The sequence below is a fragment of the Pseudomonas baetica genome (assembly GCF_019733355.1).
Classification (GTDB): domain Bacteria; phylum Pseudomonadota; class Gammaproteobacteria; order Pseudomonadales; family Pseudomonadaceae; genus Aquipseudomonas; species Aquipseudomonas baetica_A.
This window is the reverse complement of sequence record NZ_JAIHLQ010000069.1, coordinates 1-21,602: the sequence shown is the minus strand read 5'-3', so window position 1 is coordinate 21,602 and position 21,602 is coordinate 1. Positions and strand designations below refer to the sequence as shown.

Here is a 21,602-nt window from a genome sequence, read left to right as displayed (position 1 = left end):
GCGTCGCTGCGCTCCGACTGCCTGTCCAAGTGGACGTGGATCAGGTGTCCAAGTGAGCATGGAACGAGTGTCCAAATGATCGTGGGCTGAGTGTCCAAGTGTCGTGGAATCCGCAGCTTATTCCCGCAGAGCGCATGAAAGCTGGCAAAGCTCATACCGTCCCGCTCAGCGAAGCACTCGCAACATTGTTAAACGGGTTGCCCCGATTCAACGATAGCCCGCTTCTATTTCCGGGTACACGCACGGGTAAGCCGATCAGCAATATGGCCATGCTCATGACATTGCGACGCATGGATCAGAGGGATTTGGAAGATGGCGGTAAAGGTTGGCGTGACAACAATGACCGAATCGTTACCGCGCATGGGTTTCGCAGCACATTCCGAGATTGGGCCGCAGAGAAAACCAACTACGCACGCGAGGTTTGCGAGATGTCTCTGGCTCATGTGGTCGCCAGCGGAGCAGAAGCTGCTTATTGGCGCAGTGATTTGCTGGACAAACGCCGTAGCTTGATGGCTGACTGGGCCACCTTCGTGAGTTTAAAGTATGAAATTCAGTACTAAGCAATAGCTAGACGGGGAGCGAGGCTGCGATAAAGGCTGCGGTTGCCGTCAAGGGAAGGCCGCGAAATGGTCAGCACTAGCGCGAAGACAATGAGCTTCACCAGACGACTTCCACTCTGACTTCTTAGAGAAACGCAGAGCAGTAATGGAAGACTGGGCAGCATTCTGCTCGAATACGCAGATCGCACCATTAAAAGGCGCATAAATACGAGTAAAACTCTCCCAACGACTGGATCGTCCGCAGTCAAGCGAGCTTGAAGAGTATCTCGAAAACCCGGGGCGATTCAGCTAGATGCGTTTTTTTTGATTTCAAACCCTTGCGCCGGGCAATAGAATACTTATTGAACATTTCGTAAAAATCCGTAACATTGCCCGCCATGATACTCGAACAGCTCAAAGCCCTGGGCAATGACACTCGCATGCAAATGATGGAGTGGCTCAAAGACCCTCTCAGTAATTTCCCACCTCAGGATCATGGCGATCCTGCCATAGGGGTGTGCGTAACCCATTTGCAGCACAAGGCACGGCTTTCACCTTCTACCGCGTCTGCACACTTAGCTATCTTACAACGTGCAGGCTTCGTGCTAACCACACGCATCGGAAAATGGACTTATTACCGACGCAACGAGGAGGCGATTGATGACTTTGCGGCTAGGCTGACCAGCGATTTGTAATTTTTAACCTTTCATTTCGTTATTTCGCGTAATTAGAAAACACAAGGAAACCCCTATGAGCAGCAAAACAATCTTCGTCCAACCCGGTGGCGGCTATGAAAAGGTTGTGGTTGGCAGCAGCGAAGCCCGAGCCGCAGCCCATGGCGAAATCACCGTGCGCCTGCACGCCAACTCGCTTAACTACCACGACTTCGCGGTAGTCAGCGGTATGTGGGGCCCTAGCGAAAAACGCATCCCCATGGCCGATGGTGCAGGCGAAGTCATTGCTGTCGGCCCAGATGTCACTGAATTCAAGGTGGGTGACTCGGTCGTCAGTACCTTCTTCCCGGAGTGGATCAGCGGCGCACCACTGGTTGAAGGCTTTGTTAGCGTGCCAGGTGATGGCATTGACGGCTACGCTCGTGAGCAAGTGACTGCCCAAGCCACATCGTTCACCCTCGCGCCGACCGGATACAGCCACGCTGAAGCGTCGACGCTCACCACCGCCGGCCTTACTGCATGGCGCGCTCTGATGGCCGATGACTCACTCAAGCCGGGCGACACCGTGCTCGTTCAAGGCACTGGTGGCGTTTCAATTTTTGCCCTGCAGTTCGCTAAAATGGCCGGTGCTACCGTCATTGCTACCTCTTCAAGCGACGAAAAACTTGAACGTCTGAAAGCACTAGGCGCTGATCATGTGATCAATTATCGCAAAGACCTTAACTGGGGCGAAACTGCACGCGCTCTAACGGGGGGCCGCGGTATTGATCACATCATAGAAGTCGGCGGCCCTGCGACGCTTGAGCAATCGATGATTGCAGTTCGGGTTGCTGGTCACATCTCCGTCATCGGGATACTGAGTGGCGTAAGCGGTGCAATGAATTTTGTACCGGCACTGATCAAGCAAGTGCGCCTGCAGGGTGTGTTGGTAGGCAGCCGCAGCCAGCAGCAAGACATGGTCCGAGCCATCAACGTTAACGGTATACGCCCGATTATTGATCGTCATTTCCCTATGAGCGAGATTGTAGAAGCGTTCAAGTATCAGGAAACCAACCAGCATTTCGGCAAAATTTGCCTGGATATCTAAGCGCGCATGAATGGGCAAGATCCGTATGCCCTCCTCAAAGTCGTGTCGAGGTGGCTGCCGACGCAGCGCGAGACGGATTTGCCCATTGCTGTCTGTCGCAACCGGCAGCATTGGGTCGACTCACCCATGCTGTGCTCCGAGGCAATCAGCTAAGAAGCAGTCATTCTAAGTGTCATGAAAACGATTCGATTTAGCCCCTCTAGTCAAAGCAGAATCATTAGGGCTACAACAATGTTGTCATGCAGTTATTGGGTTGAAGAATAGACAATCGCAGGCATTCTCACAGAGCCATGGTCGCTCTCTGCCGGTCATGGTTCACGCAACGTGATGGTGAAATCCGAGGCAAATGCTTGGTCAGGTCGAATGCAAATGGCTGGGCAAGCCTGTGCAATTACCCACTGTTCCAGTCCACAGATCCGGATAATCCGCCCAGCAGCCGTTCCGACTCAAACCACAGTGCAGGCAGCGCGCTATTTTTCGTCAAATTTGATGCGTACAGTTCGTTGTCCAAAACTATGGCGAGCCGCTTGGTTCACGATGGATGTCAAAACTCGTTCCCAGCCTAAGCAATGCTGTAGCAAAATCAGCTCGGTTCAAGAAGAGCTGCAATTTGCTCCCCTCCAACGAGCATCATAGATCTTTCTTCCTAACGCGGCGGCGATCATCGCACCGACATAATGCTGCGCATCAAATGAAGTGATGGCTGGCTCACGAACTGCGATTACCAAAATTTCGTTGAGGGCTTGCTCAAAACCCAAAGTAGACGACTGGTCTAATTGTTGATATGGTACATCCATGAATACGATGACAACCACCGATGTACGGCAACACATCCTCGACACTGCTCAAAACATCATCGTCGGGCGAGGATTCACAGCTGTTGGTTTGAGCGAAATCCTTCTATCTGCGAATGTGCCAAAAGGTTCGTTCTATCATTACTTCAATTCCAAGGAAGCCTTTGGCGAGGCGCTCTTGGAGAGCTATTTCAGTGACTACATGGTGCAATTGGAAACGCTATGAACCGTCCAAGTGTATCAGCAGCACAACGCTTGCTGGCCTACTGGGCTACCTGGATTGAAACCCAATCAGCCTGTTATCCCGAGGGGAAATGCTTGGCAGTGAAGCTTGCAGCGGAAGTCAGTGATCTATCGGAGCCAATGCGCATGGTGGTCCAGGATGGCATGGAAGGAGTAATTACTCGTCTAGCCAATGCGGTGAGTGACGCTGTAAACGATGGATCTCTGCCGGGCGGTACTGACACCCGTGGCTTGGCGACCATGCTGTACCAACTTTGGCTCGGAGCCAGTCTAAGGGCCAAGGTCACGCGTGATCAGATGCCTTTGCAGGCGGCCTTCGAGACTACTTCTCTGTTACTCAGTCAGATATCCGACCGATGAGATTTTCAATGTAAAAAATTTACTCAAAAAATATACGACTGGTCTATTTAATCGGAGTTAAAGCAATGTTTAATTTTGACTTCTACAACCCTACGCGAATTGTCTTCGGCAACGAAACCATCAGCCGCCTGGATGAACTGGTTCCGGCTGCGGCCCGCATCCTGCTGCTCTATGGTGGCCAGAGCGCTCGTGCAAACGGTACGCTCCGCGAAGTCCGTGACGCATTAGGCTCTCGGGAAGTGCAAGAATTCGGGGGTATAGAACCAAACCCCAGCTATGAAACGCTAATCAAGGCTGTTGATCAGGTTCGCACCCATCGCTTGGATTTTCTCCTGGCTGTCGGTGGAGGTTCGGTCATCGATGGCACCAAGTTCGTTGCCGCTGCTGTTGGCTACGAGGGTGATGCTTGGGACATTCTGGAAACGCGGGGTGCAAGTATTCGACGAGCGCTGCCATTTGGCACCGTTCTGACCCTACCGGCAACTGGCTCGGAGATGAACAATGGAGGCGTGGTTACTCGCCGGGCGACACAAGACAAGCTGCCGTTTCGAAGCGCTTACATGTTTCCACAATTCTCGATTCTCGATCCCACCAAAACCCAAACCCTCCCCACCCGTCAACTCGCAAACGGCGTTGTCGATGCGTTCGTGCATGTCATTGAGCAGTACCTGACCTACCCAATCGATGCGCGCGTCCAAGATCGTTTTGCCGAAGGTCTTTTACAAACGCTGATCGAAATTGGCCCACTTGTACTGAAAGAGTCCGCGGACTACAACACGCGTGCCAACCTCATGTGGACGGCCACTTTGGCGCTCAATGGCCTGATCGGAGCGGGCGTACCACAGGACTGGTCCACCCACATGATCGGCCATGAGCTCACCGCACTGTACGGCATCGATCACGCACGGACCCTGGCCATCGTGCTTCCTGCGAACCTAGAGATTCGTCGTGAAGCCAAGCGCGCGAAGCTGCTGCAGTACGCCGAGAGGGTTTGGCAGATCAGCCAAGGGGACGAAGAACAACGGATTGACACGGCCATACAACAGACCCGGATGTTCTTCGAGAGCCTGGGCTTACCGACGCACTTATCCGCCTACAAGCTCGGCACTGACGCTATAGACGCGCTAATAAACCAGCTCGACACACACCACCTCACCGCACTCGGCGAACACAAAAACGTCAGTTTAGACGTCAGCCGCCGTGTGCTTGAAGCGAGCCTATAAGCCAACTTCCCGCACTGCTTATCCACACAGGCAGCGCATTACAAAACATCCACAAGCACGCACAACTGCAAGGTATACGACATGAAGATTCTCCTCGTTCTGACTTCCCACGACCAGCTTGGTGACACTGGCGAGAAGACCGGTTTCTGGCTCGAAGAGCTGGCCGCGCCTTACTACGCCTTCATCGACGCTGGCGTGCAAGTGACCCTAGCATCGCCGAAAGGCGGCCAACCACCCATCGACCCGAAGAGCAATGAGCCCGACTTCCAGACAGACGCCACCCGTCGCTTTGAGACCGATTCAGTCGCCACTCACGCGCTGACCAACACCGAGAAACTGAGCGACGTGATCAGTTCCGAGTTTGATGCGGTGTTCTACCCTGGCGGCCATGGTCCGCTGTGGGATCTTGCGGAGAACACCTTTTCTATCTCTCTGATCGAGCAATCAATCCAATCCGGCAAACCTGTCGGAGCGGTTTGTCACGCACCAGCGGTTTTGCGCCATGTCAAGTGTGTAGATGGCAAACCTCTGGTTGCAGGCAAGACAGTAACCGGTTTCAGCAATAGCGAGGAGGCTGCGGTGGGTCTAACTCAAATCGTGCCTTTCCTGGTAGAGGATATGCTCAAGGCAAATGGTGGGCGCTATACCAAGGGTGCTGACTGGAGCGTTCATGTCGAAGTCGATGGGTTGCTCGTAACTGGCCAGAACCCAGCTTCCTCTGAAGCTACGGCTCACTCGCTGCTCAAACTGTTGGCCTGAGACTACGTCAATGTCCGCCTACGTAGTCTTCACACGTGAACACACCACAGACGAGGCTGAGTTGAAACTCTATGCCCGTAAAGCACCGGCGGCACGCCAGGGTCGGAACCTCACACCATTGGCCTTCTACGGCCAACTGGAGGTGCTCGAAGGCGGACCGATTGAGGGCGCAGTCATTCTTCAATTTCCGGACATAGCAGCAGCTCGAGAGTGGTACTCCAGCCCCGCCTACCAAGAGGCACTGCAACATCGTCTTAAAGGTGCGGTTTACAGAGTATTCCTGATTGATGGCATCAATCATTAGTAAATGCACCAAAATATTCCCGCAGTTTAGGTCCTGTCTACTTACCAGCCTCATTAACAAATCAAATTTACTTAAAATTACTGGAGAAACAGCATGGCATACGCATCCGTTAATCCCTATACAGGTGAAGTTCTAAAAAGTTTTCCAGATGCAACAGATATTCAGATTGAACAGGCTCTTGAGGCGTCTCACAACGCATTTCTTGTCTGGAAGAATTGCTCAATCGCAGAGCGTGGGGCCGTCCTTCAGCGAGCTGCCGACCTGCTGCGCGCGCGAGCAAACGACTATGCCCGGTTGCTAACACTGGAAATGGGCAAGATCACTGCCGAAGCATTAGGTGAAGTAGAAATCTCAGCAAGTATCTTTGAGTATTACGTTAAACATGCAGAAGCTTTGTTAACTCCGCAGAAGCTGCCGGTAGCCGACCCAGCCGAGGGTGAAGCAATCTTGGTCCATGAGCCGTTGGGCACTATCCTGGCCATTGAACCATGGAACTTTCCTTACTATCAAATTGCTCGCATTCTCGCACCACAGTTGGCAGCGGGTAATACCGTGCTGCTCAAACATGCTTCAAACGTACCGCAATGTGCCGAAGCTTTCGAACAACTACTGCTTGATGCTGGTCTACCTGCTGGCGCATTCAGCAACATGTACGCAACTCGCCAGCAAATCGAGACAATCCTCAACGACTCTCGAGTACACGGGGTGGCACTGACCGGTTCCGAAGGCGCAGGTGCCATCATCGCCTCCCAGGCTGGCAAGGCACTGAAGAAATCTACATTGGAACTGGGGGGGGCAGATGCCTTCATAGTTCTGCGCGACGCTGAACTGAAAAAGACCGTGAAGTGGGCTGTTGTAGGCCGTCACTGGAATGCTGGACAGGTGTGCATATCATCCAAACGCATGATTGTAGTGGAAGAAGTCTACGATGAGTTCCTGCGCCTTTATGCCGAAGGTGTAGCACAACTGAAGGCCGGCGACCCGTTCGATCCGGAAACAAATCTAGCCCCCCTGTCATCTCAAACTGCCGCCGACGAAATCCGCGGGAAGATTCGTGAAGCAGTCAACTACGGTGCTACGGCCACCGAGGTTGGGCCCAAGGTACCAAGCAAGGGTGCATTTGTTCAACCGACCATTCTGACCAACCTGACGCCTGATAACCCTGCCTACTACTGGGAGTTCTTCGGTCCAGTCTCGATGATCTTACGAGCTAAAGACGAAGAAGACGCGATAGTTATCGCCAACGACTCTCCGTTCGGGCTCGGTGGTTCGGTATTCACCGCAGACGCCCAGCATGGTGTTGAGGTTGCTAAGCGCATCGAGACAGGCATGGTGTTCGTCAATCACCCAACGTCATCGAAAGCCGACCTACCTTTCGGCGGAATCAAAAGATCTGGTTACGGTCGCGAGCTGATTGGTTTGGGAATCAAGGAATTCGTCAACCACAAGCTGATTAACGTCATGGATATCGACGCGCCGTTCTGACTTACATCTTCACCTCAATGCAAACAGGCCTCAGTGCTTTTATGCAGCAGCCCCCCCCTCTTTGATGAAGAGATCGGGGGGGGGGCTGGACTACGTAGCCAAGCCTGGCGCGCAGCACAGCGCGCTCCCCGCCGATCCAGAAGCAGGCTGAAAAAGTGCGGCGATAGGAATGCCTGCGCGAATACACAACTACATATTGACATATATCAATATCTCAAATAATCTCAACCAAACCCATCGCACTTACCTCAGGAGGTAACCCATGCAAAATTCCAGTGATACCCATCCGAGCTACCTTCCCGACAACAGCTACGGCCTGTTTATCGACAACCAGTGGGTGGCGGCCGAAAACGGTGAAACCCTCGACATTATCAACCCCGCCAACGGAAAAATTCTCACCAACATCCCAAACGCCACAGCTGCCGACGTCGACCGCGCGGTGCAGGCCGCAAAACGCGCCTTCGTGACCTGGCGTACCACCTCGCCAGCGGAACGCGCCAATGCGTTGTTGAAGATCGCCGACCTGCTGGAAGCCGATGCCGATCGGTTCGCCGTTCTGGAAACCCTTGATGTAGGCAAACCCATTCGTGAAAGTCGCTCCGTCGACATCCCACTGGCGATTGATCATTTCCGCTACTTCGCCGGCGCAATCCGCAGCCAATCGGATGAGGCGGTCATGCTGGATGAGCAAACACTCAGCATCGCTCTCAGTGAACCCCTCGGCGTCGTGGGCCAAGTGATTCCGTGGAACTTCCCGCTTCTTATGGCCGCCTGGAAGATCGCTCCAGCCATCGCGGCGGGTAACACCGTAGTCATCAAACCTTCTGAGCTAACCCCGGTAACCATCCTTGAACTGGCGAAGATCTTCGCCAAGGTACTTCCGGCCGGCGTGGTCAACATCGTCACAGGCTTAGGCACCTCAGTTGGCCAGGCCCTACTGGATCATCCAGACCTGCGCAAGCTTGCCTTCACTGGCTCGACGCGTGTCGGCGAACTCGTCGCCAATGCGGCAGCGAAGAAAATCATTCCTGCCACCCTTGAACTGGGCGGCAAGTCAGCCAACATCGTTTTCCCCGATGCGAACTGGGACAAGGCCGTGGAAGGCGCAGTCCTCGCCATCCTGTGGAACCAAGGCCAAGTCTGCGAATCCGGCGCACGGCTGTTCGTTCACGAGTCCATCTACGAGCAATTCCTGGCTGAGCTCAAGCATAAGTTCGAAGCTGTGCGTGTGGGTGACCCATTGAACCCAGACACCATGATGGGCGCACAGGTCAGCAAGACCCAGATGGAACGGATCCTCGGCTACGTTGATATCGCCAAACAGGAAGGTGCCGAGGTACTGATCGGCGGCGGTCGCCTTACAGGTGCCGATTACGATGCCGGCTTCTTCATCCAGCCAACGATTCTGGTCGGTGTTCGCAACGATATGCGCGTCGCCTACGAGGAAATTTTCGGCCCTGTTCTGTGCGTCATTCCTTTCAAGGATGAAGCGGAGGTCATCGCCATGGCCAACGACTCCGAGTACGGCCTAGCGGGCGCAGTCTGGACCCAAGACATCAACCGGGCGTTACGTGTGGCACGCGCGGTGGAAACCGGACGTATGTGGGTAAATACCTACCATGAGATCCCTGCCCACGCCCCCTTTGGTGGCTATAAGAAATCTGGCCTAGGACGGGAAACTCACAAGTCAATGCTGGAAGCCTACAGCCAGAAGAAGAACATCTACGTCAGCCTCAACGAAGCACCGCTCGGGCTCTTCTGACCTCGCTGATCCATGTTTTTTTGACCTATAACATCGAATATTTTAGATATGCAGGTAAACGAAATGACACAATCAGAACTTTTTAAAACCACTCAGCTGGGCCCATACACCCTCAAGAACCGTATCGTTCTGCCGCCACTGACGCGTTCGCGCAGCTCCCAACCCGGCAATATTGCGAACGACCTAATGGCCACATATTACCGTCAGCGCAGCGGTGCTGGCTTCATGGTGACCGAGGGCACACAGATCGAACCCCGAGGACAGGGTTATGCCTGGACACCCGGCATTCATAGCCCAGAACAGATACAAGGCTGGCGTAAGGTCACCGACGCTGTTCACGCCGAAGGGGGGGTGATCTTTGCTCAACTTTGGCATGTAGGCCGCGTGTCGCACACATCGCTGCAACCCGGTGGTGAAGCGCCCGTCGCGCCATCAGCCATCCGCGCGGACAACGTCAAGGTGTTCATCGAAACTGGCCCCGGCACGGGTGCACTGGCCGACCCATCGACCCCCCGAGCCCTGTCCACCAAGGAGGTAAAGGAACTGGTTGAGCTCTACGCCCAAGCAGCCCGAAATGCTTTGGACGCAGGTTTTGACGGGGTGGAGCTTCACTGCGCGAACGGGTACCTGGTAAACCAGTTCATTTCGGCCCATACCAACCAGCGTGATGATGAATATGGCGGTTCGCTGCAGAACCGTCTTCGCTTCCTGCGCGAAATCACCCTGGCCGTTGCTGGTGTCGTCGGCAAGGAGCGTATGGGAGTTCGCTTCGCCCCGCTGTTCGCGACCACAGACGAAGACCGCGTATACCTTGGCCTGGTCGAAGAAGATCCTCACCAAACCTACATCGAGGCAGTGAAGATCCTCGAGGAAGTGGGCATTGCCTACCTGTCGCTCGCCGAAGCCGATTGGGAAAACGCACCCGAGCTGCCTGAGACGTTCCGGGAAGATGTTCGTAAGACCTTCAGCGGCAAGATTCTCTATGCCGGCAAGTACACCGCTGAACGAGGAAATCGCGTGATAAAAGCTGGCTGGGGCGACCTGATCGCTTTTGGTCGCCCCTTCATTGCGAACCCCGACCTGCCCGCTCGTATCGCCAACAACTGGCCGCTTCACCCAGTTGATCCAAGCAGCATGTACGGCGGTACCGATAAGGGCTACACCGACTACCCGACTTACAAATCCTAAACGCTCAATGCCACGCCCCATAACTCAGGGGCGTGGCTCAGCGTTTGCTGACCGAGGAAGTTAAGCATGTACCAACCGAGCACGATCCCCTACCAAGAGCATAGGGGATTCAAACGAACCTTCAGGCAGGGTCATCTAAGCCTTGGGCTGTTCTTTCCCCTAGAGGCTTTCGAAGGTGATACACCGAGCATGCTAGATCAGGTCGCGCTGGCCAAACGTGCAGAGGCACTTGGTTTTTCGGCGCTCTGGTTTCGCGACGTCCCACTCAGGGACCCAAGCTTCGGCGATGTCGGCCAGGTTTTCGACCCTTGGGTGTATCTGGGCTACATGGCAGCCCATACAACAGAAATCGCACTAGGTACCGCCTCCATCGCCCTTACTTTGCGTAATCCCTTGCACACGGCAAAGGCCGCAGCGAGCATTGATCAGTTGAGCGGAGGTCGCTTGCTCCTGGGAGTAGCCTCTGGCGATCGTCCCGTGGAGTTTCCCGCATTCAGCATTGATCCAGAAAAGCGTGGCGAGACCTTTCAAGAAAACTTCAATGTGATACGCCAAGCCCATCGAACACACTTCGAGCCCATTCGCTGGAGTGGCGGCGAGTTAGTGGGGGCCGACCTCGTTCCCAAACCTACGACTCGGGAAATACCGCTATTCGTAACCGGACACAGCCGCCAGCCGCTCGATTGGATCGCACGTGAAAGCCATGGATGGATCAACTATCCACGTCCGCCAAAAATACAGCGACTGATCGTGGAGGATTGGCGACAGGAAATAGTTAAACAGTGTGGCACTATCTACAAGCCGTTCTTGCAATCGCTTTATATCGACCTGGACGAACACCCGTCCACGCCGCCCTCGCATATCCATCTAGGATTTCGACTAGGACGTAACCACCTTCGGGCCTTGCTGGATACACTTCAGGAAATCGGTGTAGATCACGTCATCCTGAACCTCAAGTATGGTAAACGCCCCGCAGCAGAGGTTATCGAGGAACTTGGCAAGCATATCGTCCCGCAATTCGGCGTCCAGGCTTCTGATAGTGCTGCCTGACAGAGCAACAATACTTCAGCCAGGAGCGGCCAGTCCTTGCAACAGACGGCGGGCGCAGAGGTCACGTCAATACCTTCCATTTTTCTGCGCAAACCCGGAAGATATCTAAATATCGCAAAAAACAGGTATCAACATTCCATGACCATTGACGTCAACGAAGCACTGAAAGCATTGGCAAACCCGATGCGCCTTGCCATCCTCAATTGGCTCAAGGATCCCAGGACAATCTTTCCAGAGCAGGAGGTCGACCCAGAAACGGTAGGCGTGTGCGTCAGTATCATCCAAGAGCGCACGGGCCTCTCGCAGTCCACCACATCGCTTTATCTCGCAGCTCTGCAGCGCGCGCAATTGGTGACATCGCAGCGGATCGGCCCCTGGACCTACTACAAACGCCACGACGAAAATATCGATGCCTTTTTCAAAGCGCTGCAAGAAAAAATCTAAGGCTGAAGAAACCTTGTATTTCTGGCTGATTTCAGTGCTTGCCGATTTCAAAAACAGCAATCTGACCAAGTAACGATCAACTAACCCGTTCATTTATGAGTTTTTAGCCGCAGCGAGCATTTGGTAGCGGGCATACTCTGCATTACGCCCCCATCTCGCCTGGGGTGATCAGCAAATACCGGCCAGCCAGGACATGTGCAGGTTCGACAGATCGAACAACTTGACCTGTGGCGCGGCGTTCTTCACTACCCAGTGGAAACGCACTTTGGTTTCGCCAAACTGTCACTTAATCACTCTGAAACCGGAGCGGTATACGCAAAATACTGCACATTCCAGAGAGAAGCGCGAAGCCTCCTAGTGGTCTTTTACGGCCGACCTTCTTCTTCAGGGGGCAGCATAGGATTTTTTCAACATGACAGAACCGCACCGCAAGCCTGAGTATGTCGGCCTAGTTCTCGCCGCCGGCTCCGGGCAACGCTTCGGCAGCGACAAACGCCTTGCCCAGCTGGCAGACGGCAACAGCCTTTTGCGCGCGACGTTGTTGCGCGCGAAAGAAGCCTTCAGCGATGTTCGAGTCGTATTAAAGGCTGAGGATGATGCAGAGGCCTTGGCTATTCCGCATGGCATTCATCTGGTACGTGCGGCCCACGCCAAACAGGGCATGGGCTCAAGCCTGGCCGCCGGCATCCAGAGCCTGGCAAATACGCAGGCCACTGCGGTGGCGGTGCTGCTCGGGGATATGCCGTGGATTACTCTCGCAACGCTGTTGCAGTTGCGCGCGCATGCGCACGCTGAACATATTGTTGTCGCTTACTGCGATGGCCAGCGCGGACACCCCGTGTTGTTCGGCCGGCGCTTTTGGCCGGAGCTGATGCAACTGCAAGGGGAGAATGGGGCCAAGGCTTTAATCGCCACCCATGCGCAACAGGTGATAGAAGTGACGCTTGCTGATAGGGGCATCCTGCTGGACGTCGACAAGCCGGCCGACCTTAGCCACCCACCGATTTCATAATCAGGGCACTGCCGGTAAAAGTGGCGTCTTGTTTGTCCTGCAGCGCACGACTGAGCAACCCTTTCAGTTGCGGCTGCGCCTGCTCAGTCGGCAGATCCAACAGCGCGCCCATAAAATGTCCGCGATTGGATGATAGGCATCCGTATAACCAGCCCGTAGACGACAACCGCAGACGACTGCAGCTCCGGCAAAAGGGCGCGCTTTCGTTGGCAATAATACCGAACGCCCCGCGCTCGCCCACGCTATAACGCAGCGCAGTGGCATCTAGCGCTGCCTCGGTTTGTGTGAAGACATAACACTCGCCGATAAGCTCCAGCAGCTCGCGCTGGCCGACGAACTGGGTACGAAAAGCCTCTGCATGCTGGGCCAGATGGCCCATGCGCATCAGCTCGATAAAGCGCAATTCGTAGCCCTGCTCCAGGCAGAACGCCAACATGGGCATGACCTGGTCGAGGTTGCTGCCACGCATCGGCACCATATTGATTTTGATGCTCATACCAGATCGACGCGCCAGCTCAATGCCGTTAAGCACAGTCTGCAGATCGCCGCCCTTTGCGATCTTGCGGAAGGCGCGCGGGTCAAGTGTGTCGAGGGACACATTGACCCGCTGGATGCCCGCGCTGCGCAATAACGGCAACTTGCCGGCCAGCAATTGTCCATTAGTGGTCAGGCTGATGTCCTGCAACGCTAGCGCACCGATGCCCTGCAGAAAAGGCTCCAGCCGATCACTCAGCAGCGGCTCACCGCCGGTAATGCGCAGCGCGTCGATACCGGCGACATCCCTGAGCAGTTCGACGGCGCGCAGCATCGACGCGGCCGTCAGCTCATCACGCGCGGCCACCAAGCGGCGGCCATCGGCCACACAGTAGGTGCAGGCGTAATTGCAGGCAGCCGTGAGGCTCAGGCGAAGTTTGCGGAAACGCCGACCCTGTCGATCGACGATCACCCTGCCATGTCCGTGTCGAAGCCAGTGGCTGACTCGCCATCCTCAGCCAACGCCTCCAGCACATAAACCTGACGATCGCTCAGCAGCTCGCCAAGGGCATTGGCCATGGTCGTGTAATGGGGCATCTGCCGATGAAGCGCTATCGCCTCATGGCTTGCCCAGCGCTCGACGAAGACAAACCGTCCGACCTGTTCAATGCACCGACTCAGGACGTAAGACAGGCAACCGTCTTCGGCCCGCGAGGGATGCACGCAAGCTCGCAGAATCTGCTCGACCTGCTGCTCTTTGCCGCCTTTGGCGGTCAGTATCGCTACAACGCGTATGGTTTGATTCACGCTGATAGGTTCCTCGGTTGATCAGTCGTCAAGGCTGCACGGCGAACCGCCGATAAGCCTCTGCAGCAAAAGCGATTTCGGTTTCGGTCTCGCTAGCGATCAGCACTGGGTCGCTATCATGGATACTCGCGGACCTGAAACGCAGGCTGCCACCATTGCGACCATTGAGCACCGCCTGAATTTCCGCCAGCATCGCCATAGCCACGCTTTCCGGAGTGTCGCCGCCCAGGTCCAGGCCAATCGGATAATGCAAACACGCCAGCCCTGGCAACTCGCCCTGCTGCTCGTGGATACCGGCCAGCAGGCGCTCGGTGCGCTCACGCGGGCCCAACTGCCCTACATAACAGGGCTCACTGTGCAACACTCCCTGCAGCCAGTGCGCGTCTTGCACCAAGCTGTGAGTCATCACCGCCACCGCTGCGCCGCGTACAAGTTCACGGTAGGCGAAAGGTTGCTCAACATCGCCAACCAGCACCTGGTCAGCGTCGGGAAAACGCTCTGCTCGGGCAAAGTGTGACCGCCCATCGATGATTGTCACATGCCAGCCCAAGAGCTTGGCCATGCGCACCAGCGGCTGGGCATCATGGCCCGCACCAAACACTACCAAACGCCGCACGGGCGGCAGGTACTCCATAAGCACTTCAATCTTGCCGGTGCCATTCGGGTAAAGATATCGGGATGACTTTCCACGCACCAAGGTCTGTTGGAGATCAATCCTGATCTGCTCAGCCAGCGCCGACTGCAGCAACTCGCCCTCGGCGCTTTGTCCTGACACTAATAACAGGCGATCACCTAACCGGTGTGAACCATCAGCCGAGCTGGCGATCACCGTGGCGATGGCCGCCGGTTGCTGGGTGTCGCGAACGCCAAGCAACGCAGTAATCAACGCGCAAGGACCACTGGCAGGCAGCCGCTCGAACAATACGTGAACCTTACCGTTGCAGCCCAGCCCGAAACTAAGCGCTTCCTCACTGCCCTCATCCGCCTCGGAGGTGCTGTAGCTACGCAGTGCAGGCCCAGCTTCAGTTAACCACCAGGCTTTTCTGGCGACTTCCGCCTCCAGGCAGCCACCACTGATGGTCCCCTCGGGCCTGCCGAAGCGCGAGACTAGCATCCGCGCTCCTGGTCGCCGATACGCAGAGCCGTCGACTTTTACCACGGTCGCAAGCACCGCTTCTCGGCCAGCATTGCGCTCCGCCAGGAGTACATCCAGCAGTGGAATCAGACAAGACATGAGGCACCTCGGCTCAATGAAGGGACTCGGTACGGCGCTTAGCCACAGCTTGCTCCGATACCTGCGCACCAGTCTCGCCAAAGCGCTTCAGTACGAAGCTGCTCAGCGCAGCCAATTCCTGGTCGGAGTAAATGGTCCCGAACGACGGCATGCGTCGATCTACCCGGGTGTCGGTCGAACCATGCCCATTTAGCAGGATGCCCAGCAAATTACTGGCGGCAGGATCGTTGACCGTCTTTAGACCCCGTAGCATGGCAGTCTGACTCTGGTTTCCGGTCCCGTCCCAGCGGTGACAACTAGAACAGGCTTCGGCGAACAGTTTATTGCCAAGGGCATTGTCGCCCCCCTGCGGTGCAAGCTTAGCCTGCTGCGGACGAGCCACACCTTCGCTGCGCGCCGGTGAGTCCTTGAGATAAACGGCGATCGCGTGACGATCGGCGTCGGTCAGATGGCTCAGACTGTGCTCCACCACCTCCGCCATCGGCCCGGTGGACAACCCGAATCCTGGCGCCGCGCCGTCCTTCAAGTAACGCGCCAGCACGTCCGTGGGCCAGGCACCGACGCCATGTATCGGGTCAGAGCTGATGTTGTAAGCGTTCCAACCCTGTATCAGGTTACCGGCAAGCGAACGGTCTTTGCTGACAGCTTGGAACAGGTTCCGAGGCGAATGGCACTCACCACAGTGGCCAGGACCTTCCACTAGGTATTTGCCTCGATTCCACTCGGTAGAGTGCTGGGCCTCGGTTTCAAATTGCTTGTCGTCCAGGAACAGCATATTCCAGAAAAACATCCCCCAACGCTGATTGAACGGGAAGTTCAGCTGGTTCTCTTGAGCCACCTGCTCGATTGGCTCCAGGCTATCGAGATAGCTTTTGATGGCCAGGATGTCGTCACGCGACATCTTGCTGTAGGACGTATAAGGGAATGCTGGATAGTAGTGTTTGCCATCGCGCCCCACGCCGGTTCGCAGCGCGCTAACGAACTCATCATCAGTCCAGGCTCCGATGCCAGTTTGCTTATCTGGAGTGATATTGGGCGAAAAAAGCGAGCCGAATGGCAGCTTAAATTCGACACCACCGGTGAAGGGTTTACCACCGGGCACGGTATGGCAAGCCACGCAATTTGCAGCGCGCGCAAGATACTCGCCCCTGGCAAGTAAGTCCTCCTGCGCATACGCAAACTGCGCCACCAGGAATCCGCTAGCGAGCAATAGCCAACTTGTTATCAAATTCATGAGTAACTCCTCAAACCGGATAGTAGCCAGCACGGCTAAGTGGTAACCGACGAATGCGCGTACCGGAAGCAGCGTAGAGAGCGTTAACCAAAGCTGGACCGATCAGCGCAGTACCGGCTTCCCCGACTCCGCCCGGTGCTTCCAGGCTAGGCAGCAGGTGCACCTCAACTGCTGGCGCCTCACTTATGCGCAGCTGCCGATAGTTGTGGAAGTTGGTCTGCTGAACCTGACCGTTCTCGATAAGAATTTCGTTGAACAACGAAGCAGACAGACCGAATAATGTCCCACCTTCAACCTGCGCCAAGACCGACGTCGGGTTAGTCGCGAAGCCGCAGTCCACAACACTGATCAAGCGTTTAATGCGCAAGCCAAATTCACCCTGCATCTCAAGCTCAACGAGAGTTGCTACATAGCTGCCAAACACCGAACTTACTGCCACACCCCGACCCTGCCCAGCAGGTAAAGACTGGTACCAGTCACTCTTCTCAGCAAGTAAGCGCAGCACCGCCTGGGCACGTGGCTGGTCCGCCAACAGCTCCAAACGGTAGACCACCGGGTCGGCCTTGGCATTGTGCGCCAGCTCATCAATAAAACACTCAAGGGCATAGGTCCCCCGCAGAGGGCCCACGCCTCGCCACCAGGACACGGGCACGACACTCGGCTCCTGGCGGATATAGCGAACCTGCAAATGCGGCAGGCGGTAGATGGGTTCCACCGCGACTTCAACGGCATCGGCATCCACGCCGCTGGGAGGCAAGCTGCCGGCATAGCGGGCGAGAATCGAGGCACCAGCGATACGGTGTTCCCAGCCCAGCGGACGCCCCTGCTTATCGAGGGCGGCTTGCATACGATCGGCATAGAGCGGCCGATAGAGGTCGTGGGTCATGTCCTCCTCACGGCTCCAGACCAGCTTGATCGGGTAATCGACCTGACGCGCGATGGCCACTGCTTGGGTGATGAAGTCGAACTCCAGACGCCGGCCAAATGCCCCACCGATCAATTGATTGTGCACCTGGATTTTTTCCAAGGGCAGCCCGGTGACTTGGGCGGCCGTCTGTTGGGCGAAGACCGGCACTTGGGTGCCCACCCATAGCTCGCACGCATCTTTACGCACATGGGCCACGCAGCTCATGGGCTCAAGCGGCGAATGCGACAACAGCGCTTGCTCGTAAACGGCCTCGAACTGGCTGGAAGATCCCTGTTTGGCTTGCTCAATATCGCCTGTGCGCTTAGCGACCACGCCATCACGGCTACTTGCGGCTAGCAGCTCCTGGTCCAGTTGCTTTGATCCGATAGTAGCGTTCGACCCAAGTTCCCACTCGATCTTTAACGCTTTGATGGCCTGCTGGCAGGCCCAAAAGTTACTTGCGGTAACGGCCACGGCATTGTCCAAACGCACGATGTCGCGCACCCCTAACACCCGTCGCGCCTCAGTTTCATCAACCGAACGCAGCCGTCCGCCATACACCGGACAGGTGATGCTGGAGGCCACCAGCATCCCGGGGATTTGCAGGTCAATGGTAAAGCGCGCCTTGCCGTTGACCTTCGCGGGCGTGTCCAGGCGTTGCGCGGGAGTGCCCAACAGCTTGAACTGCTCGGGGGTTTTCAGCGGCACCGCGTCGGGCAACGGCAGCGTCGCAGCGGCCTCGACCAAATCGCCGTAGTCAGCCTGCAGGCCTTTGGGGCCAAACACCTGGCCATTCTGCGCATGACACAGGCTCGGCGCGACGCGCCATTGCAGCGCTGCCGCCTGAATCAACAGAATGCGCGCTGTAGCGCCCGCCCGACGCAGCGGCTCCCAGGTGTAACGGGTAGAGGTCGAGCCACCAGTGGCCTGAAACTGAAGCAGGGTATCGGTATACAGTGCGGAGTTCGGTGGGGCCTCCTGGATTACTACCTTATCCAAATCGACCTCAAGCTCCTCCGCCACCATCATTGCAATACCAGTTTGCGCGCCCTGACCCATTTCAATCTTCGGCGAGATCACCGTGACCACGCCATCTGGGCCCACCCGCACAAAGGCCCCGAACCCCTCAGCGGAGCGATCACCCAGCCGGCCTAAGGCAGCAGCCTCGGAGGCAGCGCTTTTGGACACCAACGGCGGTAGCCAGGTACTCAACACCAAGCCGCCGACCGCGATACCGCTGCCTTGCAAGAGACGGCGACGGGACATATCAACATTCATTTCGATTGTCTTCTTCATCTCACGCCTCCTCTACACGGCCAACACTGTGGATGGCTGTGCGAATACGGGTGTAGGTGGCGCAGCGACAAAGATTGCCTGCCATTGCAGCATCAATCGCCTGATCGTCTGGCGCGGGCTGGCTCTGCAGCAGAGCAGTGGCCGCCATGATCTGCCCTGACTGACAGTAACCGCATTGCACCACCTCATGCGCCAGCCAAGCCTGTTGAACGGCTTGACCGACAGCAGTCTCACCGATGGCTTCAATGGTGGTGATTGAGCGGCCCGTCAAAGCAGCAACAGGGGTCACGCACGAACGTATCGGCTGACCATCAAGATGCACGGTGCAAACGCCACACTGAGCAATACCACAGCCGTATTTTGTCCCGGTGAGGCCAAGCACATCGCGTAAGACCCAAAGCAGAGGCATATCCTGCGGCACGTCGACTTGGTGCGACTGTCCATTGATGATTAGCGTTTGCATCTTCATTCCTCAGACTAGTATTTTTAATGCCGACAACCTTAGTTATCGCTTTAATCATGTGGGTGCGGTATGGGAAGCAGGCCAAAACAGCCTCATACGTTCACGAATTAATCCGCCTTAAACGGGCAACCAACCACCCGGCCAGCGGAAAGGAGACAAGCTGGGTGATTGGTACCAATACCAGCACCTCCACCAATACCATTACTGGGAAACTCAAATCACGGGTCAGCGGGGCTAATATACTCAGCACCAACAAAAGCGTTGGGTAAAGCCCCAAGCAGCCAACCAGTACACGCCAGAACGCGGCGTTTATTTGATGCGAGCGCTTACTGCGTGCGTGCATAATCCCCCCACAGGCATTACTTGTACTTAGTGGCCTGGATCTTTTTAAATAAAAAAGCCCTACCAGCAAGGAGCTTGAGCTGGCAGAGCAAAAAACACTGTCATTCCAACAACAGGCAATCAGTCTTCACTTACCCGAACCACTAGCTTGCCAAAATTACGCCCCTCTAGCAGGCCGATAAAGGCCTTAGGCGCCTCCTCTAGACCACTCACCAATTCTTCACGATACTTAATCCGGCCCTGCGCAAACCAGCTTGACATATCGTTAAAGAATTCGTCGTAGCGGTGCGCGTAATCATCAAAAATAATGAAGCCTTGGACTTTAATACGCTTACGCAGAATAGCCCCCATCAAGGCAGGCGAGCGATCTGGCCCGTCGGGTAAAGCGGTATCGTTGTAGTGCGCAATAATTCCGCAGACCGGCACTCGGGCCTTGGCATTGAGCAGCGGCAGCACAGCATCGAAGACTTTTCCACCGACATTCTCGAAGTAAATGTCGATACCCGACGGGCAGGCCTTGGCCAGTTGCTCGGCGAAGTCCGGCGCTCGATGATCGAGGCAGGCGTCGAAACCTAGCACCTCGACAGCATGCCGGCACTTTTCCGCCCCTCCGGCCACACCGACCACATGACAGCCCTTGATCTTGCCGATTTGCCCGACAGTCGCACCGACCGGCCCGGTAGCAGCCGCCACCACCAGCGTTTCACCCGCCTGCGGCCGACCAATATCCAGTAAGCCCATGTATGCGGTGAAGCCTGGCATTCCAAATATGCCCAATGCATAAGACGGCTGCGCTGGCGAATCGCCCAAAGGGGTCAGGTCGCTGCCATCAGACAGCGCATAGTCCTGCCAACCACTAAAAGCCAGCACCCAGTCATTCACTTTATAGGCATGATGCTTTGAGGCAACCACACGACATACAGTGCCCCCCACCATTACTCCGCCCACTTCGACAGGAGGGGCATAGGACGGCGCATCACTCATGCGACCACGCATGTAAGGGTCTAGCGATAGATAGATAGTACGCAGAAGTACCTGCCCCTCTGCGGGTTCAGGAATTGGACCTTGTTCAATAAGAAAATTCGCTTCGACAGGCGCACCATGTGGACGCGATGCCAGAACAACGCTTCGATTGATTTGCTTTGATTGAGACATCTTCACACTCCTTGGATGGCGGGGAAAAACAACCGCATCAACGGAAAAATTAGACCAGTCTGCTATTTTTCACATAAAAAAGCCACCCTACCGAGGCGGGAGGGTGGGCGATCTCGTAATCACGCCTCCTCAGGGACCAGCATCATCAGAGTAGTAGCCATGGCATTTTCTAGCGACCGACTGTTACGGTGCAGCTTGCTCAGCAGGCTTGCACCAAGCCAAAGCTGGTATAGCGCCAAGGCCGTTCGGTAAGCATCACCTTGCGGCAAAGAACCGTCTAGTTGACCCTGCTCAAGACAGCCAGAAATACGTTCAATTATCTGATCTGTTCCGTCACGGAGAGTGAGGCGCATAACCTCCGAAAGATCTGCAACCTCAGCGCTCAGTTTAACTACAAGACACTTTTGCTCATCGCAGGGCTTACAATAGCTTTCAAGCCATTTCTGCCAATATCCCATAAGCCGCTCACGGGCTGTATTGCCGGTAGCGGCAAATCGTTCATCCATGTTCGCCAGATAATTGCGAAAGTAATCCTCGAGCAAGCACTGCCCGTACTGCTCCTTGGATTTGAAGTAATGATAGAACGAACCTTTTGGCACACTTGCGGCTTGCAGAATCTCGTTAAGCCCAACACCCGTGAACCCCTTAACCACGGCGGCCGCGAAAACTGAGTGCAACACCTGACCTTTCCGGTACGGTGCTGCCCCTATGTCTTATTCCGAACTCAGCGTTGAAGAACGCGCCACCATTCAAATCGGTCATGCCC

At 55.6% G+C, this 21,602-nt stretch carries 21 protein-coding genes and 1 pseudogene; 13 read left to right on the top strand and 9 right to left on the bottom strand.

Going from position 1 to position 21,602, the window contains the following annotated elements; all coding sequences use genetic code 11:
• Nucleotides 1–98 precede the first annotated feature (98 nt).
• From K5E40_RS35275 to K5E40_RS32740, 3 genes are all read left to right on the top strand, one after another.
• Nucleotides 99–560 (top strand): hypothetical protein, encoded by a 462-nt coding sequence (locus K5E40_RS35275; RefSeq protein ID WP_260456219.1) that lies wholly within the window; start codon nt 99–101, stop codon nt 558–560.
• A 377-nt stretch (nt 561–937) separates the two neighbouring features.
• Entirely contained in the window at nt 938–1,234 is a 297-nt protein-coding gene (locus tag K5E40_RS32745) for a helix-turn-helix transcriptional regulator (RefSeq protein WP_042946287.1), read from the top strand.
• Nucleotides 1,235–1,289: 55 nt separating this feature from the next.
• Entirely contained in the window at nt 1,290–2,300 is a 1,011-nt protein-coding gene (locus K5E40_RS32740; RefSeq protein WP_010562400.1) for an NAD(P)-dependent alcohol dehydrogenase, read from the top strand.
• 593 nt (nt 2,301–2,893) lie between these two features.
• Here the strand turns inward: K5E40_RS32740 and K5E40_RS32735 are convergent.
• A complete protein-coding gene (locus K5E40_RS32735) occupies nt 2,894–3,097 on the bottom strand; it encodes a hypothetical protein (RefSeq protein WP_130926025.1) in 204 nt (67 codons plus the stop codon).
• 7 nt (nt 3,098–3,104) lie between these two features.
• On the opposite strand from K5E40_RS32735, the pseudogene K5E40_RS32730 reads away from it, so the two are divergent.
• From K5E40_RS32730 to K5E40_RS32685, 10 genes and pseudogenes are all read left to right on the top strand, one after another.
• Nucleotides 3,105–3,697: pseudogene (locus tag K5E40_RS32730) on the top strand (TetR/AcrR family transcriptional regulator).
• Between the two features lie 65 nt (nt 3,698–3,762).
• Nucleotides 3,763–4,920 carry an iron-containing alcohol dehydrogenase gene (locus K5E40_RS32725; RefSeq protein WP_010562397.1) on the top strand — a complete coding sequence of 386 codons (1,158 nt, stop codon included), beginning with the start codon at nt 3,763–3,765 and terminating at the stop codon, nt 4,918–4,920.
• Nucleotides 4,921–5,001: 81 nt separating this feature from the next.
• Complete coding sequence (locus K5E40_RS32720) at nt 5,002–5,679, top strand: type 1 glutamine amidotransferase domain-containing protein (RefSeq protein WP_181124931.1); 678 nt, start codon at nt 5,002–5,004, stop codon at nt 5,677–5,679.
• 10 nt (nt 5,680–5,689) lie between these two features.
• Entirely contained in the window at nt 5,690–5,983 is a 294-nt protein-coding gene (locus K5E40_RS32715; protein ID WP_010562395.1) for a DUF1330 domain-containing protein, read from the top strand.
• Nucleotides 5,984–6,076: 93 nt separating this feature from the next.
• The gene (locus tag K5E40_RS32710; protein ID WP_221734274.1) at nt 6,077–7,468 is read left to right on the top strand and encodes an NAD-dependent succinate-semialdehyde dehydrogenase; all 1,392 of its coding nucleotides are present in this window, start codon (nt 6,077–6,079) and stop codon (nt 7,466–7,468) included.
• Nucleotides 7,469–7,730: 262 nt separating this feature from the next.
• Nucleotides 7,731–9,230, top strand: a complete 1,500-nt coding sequence (locus tag K5E40_RS32705; RefSeq protein ID WP_010562393.1) for an aldehyde dehydrogenase family protein — start codon at nt 7,731–7,733, stop codon at nt 9,228–9,230.
• Between the two features lie 63 nt (nt 9,231–9,293).
• Nucleotides 9,294–10,418, top strand: coding sequence for an alkene reductase (locus K5E40_RS32700; RefSeq protein ID WP_045057438.1), 1,125 nt, complete (start codon nt 9,294–9,296; stop codon nt 10,416–10,418).
• 66 nt (nt 10,419–10,484) lie between these two features.
• Nucleotides 10,485–11,468, top strand: coding sequence for an LLM class oxidoreductase (locus tag K5E40_RS32695; RefSeq protein WP_010562391.1), 984 nt, complete (start codon nt 10,485–10,487; stop codon nt 11,466–11,468).
• Nucleotides 11,469–11,606: 138 nt separating this feature from the next.
• Nucleotides 11,607–11,912: a helix-turn-helix transcriptional regulator gene (locus K5E40_RS32690; protein WP_010562390.1), complete on the top strand. Its 306-nt coding sequence runs from the start codon at nt 11,607–11,609 to the stop codon at nt 11,910–11,912.
• A 412-nt stretch (nt 11,913–12,324) separates the two neighbouring features.
• Complete coding sequence (locus K5E40_RS32685; protein ID WP_038443632.1) at nt 12,325–12,924, top strand: NTP transferase domain-containing protein; 600 nt, start codon at nt 12,325–12,327, stop codon at nt 12,922–12,924.
• Here K5E40_RS32685 and K5E40_RS32680 read toward each other — a convergent pair.
• The 8 genes from K5E40_RS32680 to K5E40_RS32640 all read right to left on the bottom strand — a co-directional run bounded on the left by K5E40_RS32680 (nt 12,902) and on the right by K5E40_RS32640 (nt 21,516).
• Complete coding sequence (locus K5E40_RS32680; RefSeq protein ID WP_010562387.1) at nt 12,902–13,870, bottom strand: GTP 3',8-cyclase MoaA; 969 nt, start codon at nt 13,868–13,870, stop codon at nt 12,902–12,904. The genes K5E40_RS32685 and K5E40_RS32680 overlap by 23 nt on opposite strands.
• Entirely contained in the window at nt 13,867–14,205 is a 339-nt protein-coding gene (locus K5E40_RS32675) for a putative quinol monooxygenase (protein ID WP_221734273.1), read from the bottom strand. The genes K5E40_RS32680 and K5E40_RS32675 overlap by 4 nt, the downstream gene beginning before the upstream one ends.
• A gap of 28 nt (nt 14,206–14,233) precedes the next feature.
• On the bottom strand, nt 14,234–15,439 hold the full coding sequence (locus tag K5E40_RS32670) for an XdhC family protein (protein ID WP_038443635.1): 1,206 nt from the start codon (nt 15,437–15,439) through the stop codon (nt 14,234–14,236).
• A gap of 13 nt (nt 15,440–15,452) precedes the next feature.
• Nucleotides 15,453–16,673, bottom strand: a complete 1,221-nt coding sequence (locus tag K5E40_RS32665; RefSeq protein WP_038443637.1) for a cytochrome c — start codon at nt 16,671–16,673, stop codon at nt 15,453–15,455.
• A gap of 10 nt (nt 16,674–16,683) precedes the next feature.
• Nucleotides 16,684–18,876, bottom strand: a complete 2,193-nt coding sequence (locus K5E40_RS32660; RefSeq protein WP_010562383.1) for a molybdopterin cofactor-binding domain-containing protein — start codon at nt 18,874–18,876, stop codon at nt 16,684–16,686.
• 1 nt (nt 18,877) lies between these two features.
• Nucleotides 18,878–19,339, bottom strand: coding sequence for a (2Fe-2S)-binding protein (locus tag K5E40_RS32655; protein ID WP_010562382.1), 462 nt, complete (start codon nt 19,337–19,339; stop codon nt 18,878–18,880).
• A 462-nt stretch (nt 19,340–19,801) separates the two neighbouring features.
• Nucleotides 19,802–20,836: an NADP-dependent oxidoreductase gene (locus K5E40_RS32645; RefSeq protein WP_221734272.1), complete on the bottom strand. Its 1,035-nt coding sequence runs from the start codon at nt 20,834–20,836 to the stop codon at nt 19,802–19,804.
• Between the two features lie 119 nt (nt 20,837–20,955).
• Nucleotides 20,956–21,516 carry a TetR/AcrR family transcriptional regulator gene (locus tag K5E40_RS32640; RefSeq protein ID WP_311775994.1) on the bottom strand — a complete coding sequence of 187 codons (561 nt, stop codon included), beginning with the start codon at nt 21,514–21,516 and terminating at the stop codon, nt 20,956–20,958.
• Nucleotides 21,517–21,602: the final 86 nt, after the last annotated feature.